Annotated in this window: 11 protein-coding genes; 6 read left to right on the top strand and 5 right to left on the bottom strand. The window is 66.0% G+C overall.

Annotation, left to right across the window (positions count from 1 at the left end):
- Positions 1 to 87: 87 nt before the first annotated feature.
- Positions 88 to 261: a PA1571 family protein gene (locus GJV37_RS10090; protein WP_164488251.1), complete on the top strand. Its 174-nt coding sequence runs from the start codon at positions 88 to 90 to the stop codon at positions 259 to 261.
- Between the two features lie 25 nt (positions 262 to 286).
- On the opposite strand, the gene pdxB is transcribed toward GJV37_RS10090, so the two are convergent.
- A complete protein-coding gene (gene pdxB, locus GJV37_RS10085; RefSeq protein WP_193452405.1) occupies positions 287 to 1,435 on the bottom strand; it encodes a 4-phosphoerythronate dehydrogenase PdxB in 1,149 nt (382 codons plus the stop codon).
- A gap of 263 nt (positions 1,436 to 1,698) precedes the next feature.
- Between pdxB and GJV37_RS10080 the strand changes: the two genes are divergently transcribed.
- Complete coding sequence (locus tag GJV37_RS10080) at positions 1,699 to 3,102, top strand: MATE family efflux transporter (protein ID WP_024762377.1); 1,404 nt, start codon at positions 1,699 to 1,701, stop codon at positions 3,100 to 3,102.
- A 57-nt stretch (positions 3,103 to 3,159) separates the two neighbouring features.
- On the opposite strand, the gene rhtA is transcribed toward GJV37_RS10080, so the two are convergent.
- Complete coding sequence (rhtA, locus tag GJV37_RS10075) at positions 3,160 to 4,035, bottom strand: threonine/homoserine exporter RhtA (RefSeq protein WP_193452404.1); 876 nt, start codon at positions 4,033 to 4,035, stop codon at positions 3,160 to 3,162.
- Between the two features lie 52 nt (positions 4,036 to 4,087).
- On the opposite strand from rhtA, the gene GJV37_RS10070 reads away from it, so the two are divergent.
- Positions 4,088 to 4,690, top strand: a complete 603-nt coding sequence (locus GJV37_RS10070; RefSeq protein ID WP_065083834.1) for a helix-turn-helix domain-containing protein — start codon at positions 4,088 to 4,090, stop codon at positions 4,688 to 4,690.
- Between the two features lie 363 nt (positions 4,691 to 5,053).
- On the opposite strand, the gene phnX is transcribed toward GJV37_RS10070, so the two are convergent.
- Positions 5,054 to 5,881, bottom strand: coding sequence for a phosphonoacetaldehyde hydrolase (gene phnX, locus GJV37_RS10065; RefSeq protein WP_024762379.1), 828 nt, complete (start codon positions 5,879 to 5,881; stop codon positions 5,054 to 5,056).
- Positions 5,882 to 5,913: 32 nt separating this feature from the next.
- Positions 5,914 to 7,029, bottom strand: a complete 1,116-nt coding sequence (locus GJV37_RS10060; RefSeq protein WP_193452403.1) for a 2-aminoethylphosphonate--pyruvate transaminase — start codon at positions 7,027 to 7,029, stop codon at positions 5,914 to 5,916.
- Positions 7,030 to 7,177: 148 nt separating this feature from the next.
- Between GJV37_RS10060 and GJV37_RS10055 the strand changes: the two genes are divergently transcribed.
- Entirely contained in the window at positions 7,178 to 8,038 is an 861-nt protein-coding gene (locus tag GJV37_RS10055; protein ID WP_024762381.1) for a LysR substrate-binding domain-containing protein, read from the top strand.
- Between the two features lie 126 nt (positions 8,039 to 8,164).
- Here GJV37_RS10055 and GJV37_RS10050 read toward each other — a convergent pair whose 3' ends face one another.
- The gene (locus GJV37_RS10050; RefSeq protein WP_024762382.1) at positions 8,165 to 9,043 is read right to left on the bottom strand and encodes a LysR substrate-binding domain-containing protein; all 879 of its coding nucleotides are present in this window, start codon (positions 9,041 to 9,043) and stop codon (positions 8,165 to 8,167) included.
- Between the two features lie 333 nt (positions 9,044 to 9,376).
- Between GJV37_RS10050 and GJV37_RS10045 the strand changes: the two genes are divergently transcribed.
- Entirely contained in the window at positions 9,377 to 10,735 is a 1,359-nt protein-coding gene (locus GJV37_RS10045) for an MFS transporter (protein ID WP_170858530.1), read from the top strand.
- A gap of 169 nt (positions 10,736 to 10,904) precedes the next feature.
- A complete protein-coding gene (locus GJV37_RS10040) occupies positions 10,905 to 11,426 on the top strand; it encodes an RNA polymerase sigma factor (RefSeq protein WP_024762384.1) in 522 nt (173 codons plus the stop codon).
- Positions 11,427 to 11,442 lie beyond the last annotated feature (16 nt).

Genomic DNA, 11,442 nt, shown 5'->3' with positions numbered 1-11,442 from the left:
TTCGGCGCTGCCACGCGCAGCCTCTGTCACCGGGCTTTCATCTGATCTGCCTAGACTGCAACGAACCTGATGTAGAGGAGATTGGCCATGAGCCTGCAAACCCACCGTGAACCCACTCCCCGCCCCGCCCCGCGCAACCCGCAGCAGCCGGTCGGCGGCTCGATCATCGATGCCCAGGGCCGCGAGGTCCCGATCACCGAAGACATGATCCAGCGCGCCTGCCAGGAACTGGACAAGACCTGCGAGCAGCCACGCCGCTGACAGTCGGTGCGGCGGCGCGTCCGCCCTATTCCCCGACCCGGTTGGCGCCCAAGGCGGTCAGCAGGCTTTCCAGGCGCGGCGAATCACCCTGGATGTCCACCCATAGCCCGTTGATCTCGCGCCGCGGCGGGTAGTGCTTGCGCAGCGCGTCGAAGGCCGCCCGCCGGGTCTTGGTATCGCCTACCAGGCTGCGACGGAAGTTGGCGTCGTCGCTGCGCGGGTCATAGACCGCACGGCAGAGCATCGCCAGCGCCCAGTCCGGGTCGCACTCTTGCTTGAGGCTCAGTTCGGCCAGCCATTGCGCGGGCAGCAGGTCGTCGAGATCGACTTCCGGCGCGCGCTGCTGCCAGGCGCAGAACGCTTCGTAGATCTGCGCGGTGCCGCGCAGCTTGCCGTCGAGGCTGTAGCCGGCGATGTGCGGCGTCGCGATGCGGCAGAGTTCGGCCAGGCGCACATTGACCTCCGGCTCGCCCTCCCAGACATCCAGCGCCACGTCGAGATTCGCGCCGGATTCCAGGTGAACGCGTAGCGCGGTGTTGTCGACCACACCGCCGCGGCTGGCATTGATCAGCCAGGTGCCGGGGCGCAGTGCCTTGAGGCGCTCGGCGTCGATCAGGTGGCGGGTCGGGTTGTCGCCGTCGCGGGTCAGCGGCGTGTGCAGGCTGATCACGTCGCACTCGCGCAGCACTTCCTCCAGGCTGCGAAAATCGCCGCCCTCGACAGCCGCGCGCGGCGGATCGCAGACGCGCACATCCCAGCCCAGACCGCGCAGCACGTCCACCAGACGACCGCCCACCTGCCCAGCGCCGATCACGCCATAGCGGCGCTCGGCGAGCTTCGCGCCGTGCACGTCGGCCAGCGCCAGCAGGCTGCCCAGCACCCAGTCGACCACGCCACGGGCATTGCAACCCGGCGCACTGGACCAGGCGATACCGGCCTCGGCGAAGTAATCGAGATCGAGATGATCGGTGCCGATGGTGCAGGTGCCGACGAACTTCACCTGGCTGCCCTGGAGCAGCTCGCGGCTGACGTCTGTCACCGAGCGCACCAGCAGGACTTCTGCATCGCCCAGGGCGGCACGGTCGATGCCGCGTCCCGGCAGACGGCGGATATCGCCGTGGGCACCGAAGAAGGCTTCGACCAGGGGAATGTTTTCATCGGCAAGGATACGCATGGGCTGACTCCAGAAATCGGCAGCAGGTACTTTACCAGCGCTGCTGCGCGCGGTCCCGCACAGCCATGTAGGGCGCATATCCTGGAACAGGTTATCCGCCGCTCCCTTCAAGGCGGATAACGCTGGCGCGTTATGCGCCCTGCGTCAGCGCCGATCCTTCAGCCCTGCGCGCGGTCCCGCGCGGCGCGGGCAAGACTTCCTGACTGGCCCGTCAGCCCTTAAACTGGTCGGCTTCCCGCCAATTTCTTTCGCCAAGGAAAGCCGTGACCAGCCTCGCCCAGCCCGTCTCCCGCGGACGGCGCACCGCCACCGAACTCAAGGAACTGCTGACCCTCGCAGCGCCCATCATGATCGCCCAGCTGGCCACTACCGCCATGGGCTTCGTCGATGCCGTGATGGCCGGCAGCGTCGGCCCGCGTGACCTCGCGGCCGTGGCGCTGGGCAACTCGATCTGGATTCCGGTGTTCCTGCTGATGACCGGCACCCTGCTTGCCACCACCGCCAAGGTGGCCCAGCGCTATGGTTCCGGCGACCAGGCCGGGACCGGCCCGCTGGTGCGCCAGGCGCTGTGGCTGGCGCTGCTGGTCGGCCCACTGGCGGGCGCGACGCTGTGGCTGCTCTCCGAGCCGGTATTGCGGGCGATGAAGGTCGAGGAAGCGCTGATCGAGCCCAGTTGCTTCTACCTGCGCGGTATCGCCTGCGGCCTGCCGGCGGTGGCGCTGTACCACGTACTGCGCTGCTACAGCGACGGCCTGGGCCGCACCCGGCCGAGCATGGTGCTGGGCATCTGCGGGCTGATGCTGAACATCCCGATCAACTACGTGCTGATCTACGGCCACCTCGGCTTCCCGGCCCTGGGCGGCCCCGGTTGCGGCTGGGCAACCGGCTCGGTGATGTGGTTCATGTTGCTGGGCATGCTGTTCTGGGTGAACTGGGCCAAGGTCTACCAGCCGAGCCAGTTGTTCAGCCACTGGGAACTGCCGCAGCCGAAGGTGATCGGCAGCCTGGTGGCGGTGGGCCTGCCCATCGGCATCGCGGTATTCGCCGAATCCAGCATCTTCTCGGTGATCGCCCTGCTGATCGGCGAGCTCGGCGAGAAGGTCGTCGCCGGGCACCAGGTGGCGCTGAACTTCAGTGCACTGGTGTTCATGATCCCCTACTCGCTGGCCATGGCCGTGACCGTGCGCGTGGGCCAGTCCCTCGGCGCCGGCGCACCGCGCGATGCGCGCTTCGCCGCCGGCGTGGGCATGGGCGCGGCGCTGGCGTACGCCTGCATTTCCGCCAGCGGCATGCTGCTGATGCGCGAGCACATCGCCGGGCTCTACACCCAGGACCCGGAAGTGCTGGCGCTGGCCGCCACGCTGCTGGTGTTCTCGGCGCTGTTCCAGTTCTCCGATGCCGTGCAGGTCACTGCCGCCGGCGCCCTGCGCGGCTACCAGGACACCCGCGCGACCATGATCATGACCCTGTTCGCCTACTGGGGCATCGGCCTGCCGGTGGGCTACAGCCTCGGCCTGGCCCACTGGCTGCAGGAGCCCACCGGCCCGCGCGGCCTGTGGGAAGGCCTGATCGTCGGCCTGACCTGCGCGGCGGTCATGCTGTGCATCCGCCTGTCGCGCAGCGCCAAGCGGCAGATCCTGCTGAAGGAAATGCGCGTGGAGGGATGACACCCACGCACGCAAAAAAGCCGCCCTCGGGCGGCTTTTTCCTGTCGGACACCGCTCTCAGTCGGCGACCAGCGCCGGCTTTGGCCGACTGCTCAACGTGGTGCCCACCGAAGCGACGATGATGGCACCGATGGCGATCCACTGGTGCGATGTCAGCTGCTCGCCGAGGAACACCAGACCGGACAACGCACCGAACGCCGGCTCGATGCTCATCAGCGTGCCGAAAGTGCGCGCAGGCAAACGGGTGAGCGCAATCATTTCCAGGGTGTAGGGCAAGGCGCTGGAGAGGATCGCCACGCCCAGCAGCGCCGGGAACAGGCTGACATCGAACAACCCCATGCCACTGTGCGCGAGGCCGATCGGCGCCACGCAGATCGCCGCGATGCTGATGCCCAGCGCCGCGCCCTGGGCGCCCAGATCGTTGCCGGCGCGCTGGCCGAAGATGATGTAGAGCCCCCAGCAGACTCCCGCTCCCAGCGCCAGCGCGGCGCCCTTGGGGTCGATGCCGTTGCCGAAGTCGGCGATCGGCAGCAGCAGGCCGAGACCGACCACCGCGATGGCGATCCACAGGAAGTCGATGGGTTTACGCGAGTAGAACAGCGCCACCGCCAGCGGCCCGGTGAACTCCAGGGCCACGGCGACACCCAGCGGGATGGTCTGCAGCGCCATGTAGAAGGTCAGGTTCATCAGGCCCAGCGTCACGCCATAGATGAACAGCGGCTTGAGCGGTTTACCGCGCAGGGAGGTGCGCCACGGCCGCAGGATCGCCAGCAGGAGGATGGCGGCGAAGATCAGGCGCATGGAAGTCACGCCTTCCGCGCCGAGCACCGGGAACAGGCTCTTGGCGACGGACGCACCGGTCTGGATCGAGGCCATGGACACGATCAGGATGAGGATGGGAAAGACAGTGGCAAGAAAGCGAGAGCGAGGCATGATGCGGACCAGGACAGGCGTTGCAACGGTGGGAAAATCTTGATTGACTGTTATGCGCAACATAATGCGCAAAAAGGCCAGAATGAGCAATATACTGCCCACCCCTTCTGAACGTCCCAGCGTGCTGGTCCACGTCGCCGATAACGTTAAGACGCACCGTCGGAGCGCCGGCCTCAGCCAGGACGCGCTGGCCAAGGCCTCGGGCGTCAGCCGGCGGATGCTGGTCGGCATCGAGGGAGGCGACAACAACGTCAGCCTCGCAACCCTCGACCGTATCGCCGCCGCGCTCCACGTGACCTTCGCCGACCTGGTACGCCCACCGGCCACCGGCGGCCTGACCCGCGTAGACGCCGTCGCCTGGGGCGGCCAGCAGCCCGACAGCCGCGGCACCCTCCTCGCCAGCACGCCCGCCACGCGCCAGGCCGAACTCTGGCACTGGGCACTCGCCCCCGGCGACCGCTACAACGCCGAGCCCGACGCCGAAGGCTGGTACGACATGGCCTATGTCATCGAGGGCCGGCTGACCATCGTGCTGGCCGAGGAGACGGTGGAGGTCGAGGCCGGCGGATTCCATGTGTTCAAGAGCAACCAGCCGTTTTCCTATCAGAACCATGGGGATGTGCTGGTGCGGTTTGTGCGGAACGTTGTGAATTGAGCATTCTTGCTTGGTGTTCATGCGCCGCCTCGGAGTGCACTGGGACTTCTGGTTTCGCCCCCTCGGGCGAGTCACTTTCTCAAACGCGAGAAAGTAACCAAAGCGCTTGCCCCTCCATCCGGTTTTTCGCTTGGGGCGAAAAATACCCTCGTTGGATCGAAGTTTCAGGGGCACGCCACGACGGGCCATCCCTGGCCCATCGTGGCTCTCGCGACATCCATGTCGCTCAACCCCTGAAACTTCGATCCAACGAGGCCTACTGAAAGGGGCGGTCCGGAGTGCTCGGATGTTTCGCTGGAAGTCATCAAGAGCCAAAAGAAAGAAGGCCCGCATCAAGCGGGCCTTCTTTGTTATCGCTCGGGATCAGCAGCCCTGCGGCATCTCGCCCCGCGCCAACCGCGCATTGATATCGGCAATCACCGCCGGCAGTTCGGCGATGGTGTCGATCAGGTAATGCGGCCGCGAGCCCTCGAACATCTGCCCGATGCGACGACGCTCCTGATCGAGCTTCTCGGCCGGCAGCGCCTTGTACTGCTCGTAGGTCAACCCCAGGGCGTTGCCCGAGCAGGTCAGCGCCACGGTCCACATGCCGGCGCTGCGGCCCTCGAGGATGCCCGGCCAGGTGTCGTCGACCTTCACGCAGGCTGCCACGTCATTGATGCCCAGGGCGATCACATTGGCCAGCGCCTGGGCCGGGTGCGGACGGCCGTTGGGCACTTCGTCGGTGGCCACCACGTGGTCGGCGACGTAGCCGTTGGTCTTGGCCAGCGCCACGACCTTTTCCATCACCACCGCCGGGTAGCCGGAGCAGGAGCCGATCTTCAGCCCGCCCTTGCGCAGGGTGGCAATGGCATCCAGCGCCCCGGGAATCAGCGCCGAGTGCTCGGCGATCTTCTCGATCTGCAGCGGCATGAAGCGCTCGTAGATGGCGGTGACGTCATCGTCGCTCGGCACGCGGCCGAACTTGGCCTTGTAGCGCTCGGCGATGGCCGGGATGTCGCACAGGGTACGGATGTGGTCCCACTTGCCCATGCCCATGGGGCCGCGGGCTTCTGCCAGGCTGACCTGCACGCCGAACTCGGCGAAGGCTTCGACGAAGATCTGGGTCGGTGCGAAGGAGCCGAAATCGACCACGGTGCCAGCCCAGTCGAGGATGGCGGCTTGCAGTTGCTTGGGTTGTTCGTAGTTCATGGCATTCAATCCTGTGGGAATTCGGGCAGGCGTCAGATTTCGAAGACTTCCATTTCTTTCAGCGTCTCGGCGATGGCCGCGACGGCGGCACGCATGCCGTTGGCGTCGACCTGGCCGATGCAACCGACGCGGAAGGTTTCCACCTGGGTCAGCTTGCCCGGGTAGAGGATGAAGCCCTTCTCGCGCACCCGGTTGTAGAACTCGGTGAAGCTGTAGCGGGCGTCACTCGGAGCATGGAAGGTGACGATGATCGGAGCCTGGATCGCGGCCGGCAGGAAGCTGCGGAACCCGAGTTCGGCCATCTCGGCCAGCAGAGTCTGGCAATTGTTTGCGTAACGCTGATGACGGGCCGCAAGGCCGCCCTCCTCCTCGTACTGGGTCAGCGCTTCGTGCAGCGCGGCGACCACGTGGGTCGGCGGAGTGAAGCGCCACTGGCCGGTCTTGGCCATGTAGGCCTGCTGGTCCTGCAGGTCCATGGACAGCGAATGGCAGTTGCCGGCGCTGGCGTTCAGCGCGCTGCTGCGGGCGAAGACGAAGCCCATCCCCGGCACGCCTTCCAGGCATTTGCCGGAAGCGGCGATCAGCGCGTCGAAGGGAATGTGGCGGGCGTCGATGTCCAGGGCGCCGAAGGAGCTCATGGCGTCGATGATCAGGCGCTTGCCGTGGGATTCGATGACCTTGGCGATGTCCTGCAGCGGGTTGAGGATGCCGGTGCTGGTCTCGCAATGGATCAGTGCGACGTGGGTGACGCTGGGGTCTTCCGTGAGCAGACGGTCGACGTCGGCGGCGGTGGTCGGCACGTCTTCTTCGGTTTCGAAGGTGCTGAACTCGCGGCCGATCACCTGGCAGATTTTCGCCAGGCGCTTGCCGTAGGCGCCGTTGATCAGCACCAGCACCTTGCCGTCGCGCGGCACCAGGGTGCCCACGGCGGCCTCGACGGAGAAGGTGCCGCTGCCCTGCAGGGGCACGCAGGTATGGGTCTGCTCGCCGTGGATGATCGCCAGCAGGCGCTTGCACACATCGGCGGTCAGCTCGTTGAAGTCGGCGTCCCACGAACCCCAGTCGACCATCATGGCGCGACGGGTGCGGGGGGACGTGGTCAGCGGACCGGGAGTCAGCAGGATGGGGGCTCGCTCGGCAGTGCTCATGCTCGATTCCTCTTTCGTGGGAACGTCGTCAGGGCTGAATTCGGTTGGGCCGGGCGGGTTCGCCGTGGCCTGGGCATAACTTGCCGGCCGGGCAGATATCGTTCAAATTGTTTATCACGATGCACTGCATAAGCCGGACATATACCTCATGAACCTCTTCCAGCTCCGGGCGTTCGACGCCGTCGCCCGCGAACGCAGCTTCACCCGCGCCGCCGAGCGCTTGTTCATCAGCCAGCCAGCGGTGACCGGGCATGTAAAGGCGCTGGAGGAGCACTACCAGGTCAACCTGTTCCGCCGCACCGCGCGAGGCGTGGAGCTGACAGAAGATGGCGTACGCCTGTCGGCGATCAGCCGCACCCTGTTCGCCCTGGAGGAGGAAGCCGAAGCCATGCTCGACGCCAGCCGCGAGCTGGTGACCGGGCGTATCGAGGTAGCCGCCGACGGCCCGCACCTGGTGATGCCGATGCTCGCCCGGCTGCGCGCGTCCTACCCCGGCATCACCGTCAATCTGCGCCTGGGCAATGCGCAGGAAACCCTCGCAGCACTGATGGACGAGCACGTCGATATCGCCGTGCTGACCGAAGTGGAGCCGCGCGCCGGGCTGTTCCTGCGCGAACTGGTGGAGTCACGCATCTGCGCGTTGGTGCCGGCCAGCCATGCCTGGAGCGAGCACGCTGGCGAGCTGCCGCTGGGCGAGTTGGACCAGCGGATCATGGTGCTGCGCGAGCCCGATTCCATCACCCGGCGCACCTTCGATGCGGCCTGCTCGGCAGCCTCAGTGGCGCCGCGCGTGCTGCTGGAGTTGGACAGCCGCGAAGCGGTGACCGAAGCAGTGGCGGCGGAGCTGGGGATCGGCATCGTGTCGTCGCTGGAGGTCAGCCCGGACCCGCGGGTGAAGGCGATTCCACTGAGCGGCGACGGGCTGCTCAACCGCCACGCCATCGGCTGCCTGGAACGGCGCCGGGGGTTGCGGGTGGTGAGTGCGTTTCTGGAGTTGGCGGAAGCCTGACCTGAGGTTCGGCAGGATGCGGTTCGCGAGCAAGGTCGTTCCTACAAGGGAAACGCCAGCGTATGACCAATCTGTAGGAGCGAGGGGACGCCTAGTTCTTGCTCGCGAACCACCCACAACCATGCCCTACTCCGCCGGCAAATCTTCCTTCACCAGATCGAGAAAGGTCGCCACGATCCGCCGCGTGCTCTGCTCGCGCAGGCATACCAGCGTCTCGCTCATACGCCAGTGGCAATCGAGGATCGGCAGCGCATGCACGCGCGCATCCGCGCCCAGTTCGGCGGCCGAAACCACGCCCACACCAATCCCCACTGCCACCGCTTCCAGCGACGCCTCACGCCCCTCCACCTCGATGGCCGGACGGATGCGCAGGCCGGCGCGGGCCATTTCCGCTTCGAGCATCTGCCGGGTCACCGAGCCCTGCTCGCGCAGCACCAGCGGCATGTCGTCGAGATCGGCCAATTCGATGGACTCGCGCCCGGCCCAGGGATGACTGCGGCCGACGAAGGCCACGATGGGGTCGCTACGCAGGGTGAAGGTCAGCAGGCGTTCGTCCTGGACTTCGCGGCCCAGCAGCGCCAGGTCGGCCTGATAGTCGAACAGCCGTTGCAGGGACTCGTCGGTGTTGCCCGTTTCCAGCTTCACGCGGATACCCGGATGGCGTTGGCAGAAGCGCGCGATCTGCGGCAGCACGTGTACCGGTGCATCCACCGCCAGGGTCAGGCTCCCTGTCTGCAGCGCGCTGGATTCCTGCAGCAGCTCCTGCGCCTCAGCCTCGATCACGAACAGCCGCTGGGTTACCGACAGCAGGCGTTCGCCCAATTCGGTCAGGCGCACCGAACGCTTGTTGCGGTGGAACAGCAACACGCCATAGCGCTCCTCCAGCTTGCGCACCTGATCGGAGACCGCCGGCTGAGTGAGAAACAGGCGCTCGGCGGCGCGGGTGAAACTGCCGTGCACTGCGACGGCATGGAAGGCCTTGAGCTGGGCGTGGGAAACGGACATGGGCGCGCCTCTGCAGGAAAGTTCTGACCCATCATCCGCCATCGGACAGAACGCGACTGAAAGGTCATTCACGCAGAACACTAGCGTCATGGCGCTCTGTCATACAAGCCCAGCTTATTTTTGAAATCTGATAAATCGATTTCAGTTATTTATTCGAAATTGTTTCCATCGCTCCACCGCCGCTTCCCGACATCCACACGGAACGGCGGTACAGAACAGCTACAGCGCTTCTGACCCGCACCGCGAAGACGGTGCGACGTGCTCCGAAAACAACAATAAAAAAGGCGTTACCCACTGACTGCCGGCACAGCACAACAACAAAGAGGTCAGACCATGCTCAACCCTCACGGCATCGCATCGCCGCGCGCCTCCCTCGCCCGCTGGAAATGGCAGATCTTCGCCATCACCTGGCTGGCCTACGCGGCCTTCTACTTCACCCGAAAGGCCTTCTCGGTGGCCAAGCTCGGCATCGCCGAGGACCCCAGCTTCCATCTCGACAAGATCGCGATGGCCAACCTGGACGCCATCTATCTCACCGCCTATGCAGTGGGCCAGTTCACCTGGGGGGTCTTCGCCGACCGTTACGGCCCGCGCGTGGTGGTGTTCGGCGGCCTGCTGATCTCCGCCGCTGCCGCGCTGGTCATGGGCAGCTTCGCCACCCTGCCGATCTTCGCCACCTGCATGGTGGTCCAGGGCCTGGCGCAGTCCACCGGCTGGTCGGGGCTGTGCAAGAACATCGGCAGCTTCTTCGCCACCCATGAACGCGGCCGCGTGCTCGGGCTGTGGAGTACCTGTTACGCCTTCGGCGGACTGGTGGCCTCGCCCTTCGCCGGCTGGTGGGCCTATGAAGTGTTCGGCACCTGGCATGCGGCGTTCTACTCCACCGCCGCCGTGGTCGGCGCAGTCGCCATCCTGTTCCTGCTGCTGCAACGCAACCGCCCGCAGGACGTCGGCCTGCCGCCAGTGGAGGCCGATGTACAGCAACCCGAAGCGGTGAACTACGCCGGCTTCAAGCACGAGGGCGAAAACGGCAAATCCCTGCGCATCCTCGGCAAGGTGCTGCGCAACCGCACCGTGCTGACCCTGGGGCTGGCGTACTTCCTGCTCAAGCCGGCGCGCTACGCGATCCTGCTGTGGGGCCCGGTGATCGTCTACGAACGCATGCCGGGGTTGGGCAAGGTCGGCGCGGCGATCCTGCCGTCAGCCTTCGAGGTCGCCGGGCTGCTCGGTCCGATCCTGATCGGCTACGCCTCCGACCGCATCTTCGGCGCACTGCGCATGCCGGCCTGCGTGATCAGCCTGCTCGGCCTGACGGTGTGCCTGGCGCTGTTCGTCCCGGCCATGCAGACCGGCAGCAGCCTGTTGGTGCTGGGCCTGCTGTTCATGATGGGCCTGACCCTGTACGGACCGGACTCGATGATCAGTGGCGCCGCTGCCGTGGACTTCGGCACCGGCGAAGCGGCCGGCACGGCAGCGGGTTTCGTCAACGGCTGCGGTTCCATCGGCGCGATCCTCGGTGGCCTGCTGCCGGGCTACTTCGACACCTACACCGTGTTCATCGGCTTCACCGTTACCGCGCTGATCGCCGCCGGCATCCTCATTCCGCACTGGAACAGCCGCCCGGAAGCGGCCAACCAGCCAAACTCCGGCAACGACGAACCCCGCCTGAACGCACGCCCCGTGCGCTCCTGAGTCCCGCTTGCCCCTCACCAGCCGGCTGAGGGCATGGGTGAGGCGCCCCGCGCGCCTCGCCCTTTTTTCGTTTACCGAACACACCCGGAACCATGGATGGACTTGTGCCATCAGTCACAGCTGAATAACATTGATTATCATTTGAAAATTATTCCTGCTGGACGCCCTTGTGAGCACTTCCAACCTCGACGCGGTCTTCCTGGCCCAGCGCCTGCCGCTGCTGCGCACGCTCGTTCGGATGGTGAAGAACCCGAGCATCGCCGAAGACCTGGTGCAGGAAACCTACCTGCGCGTCGCCCGCACCCTGCTCGAACGCCGCATCGATCACCTGGAGCCTTTTCTCTTCCAGACCGGCCGCAACCTCGCGCTGGACCACCTGCGCCACCTGCGCATGCAGTCGCGGACCATGCTCGAGGACGTGCCTTTCGATATCGTGCAGGCCGTGCCGGCGCCGGGCTCCAGCGCCGAGGACCAGCTCCACGCGGAGAAACTGCTGGAGCGCCTGGGCGCGACGCTCGAACAACTCAGCGAACGCCAGCAACGCATCTTCATCCTCAGCCGCCTGCACGGCTGCGGCTATGCGGAAATCGCCGAGCAGCTGGACGTCTCGCCCAGCACGGTGCAGAAGGAACTGAAACTGATCATGGCGATCTGTGTCGGACTGGTCAGCCGCCTCGAGGAAACGGTATGACGGACTACCGTTCGCC

The organism is Pseudomonas nitroreducens (assembly GCF_010994165.1).
Lineage (GTDB): Bacteria > Pseudomonadota > Gammaproteobacteria > Pseudomonadales > Pseudomonadaceae > Pseudomonas > Pseudomonas nitroreducens.
The sequence above is the reverse complement of the archived record's forward strand: the minus strand, read 5'-3'. Positions and strand labels throughout refer to the sequence as shown.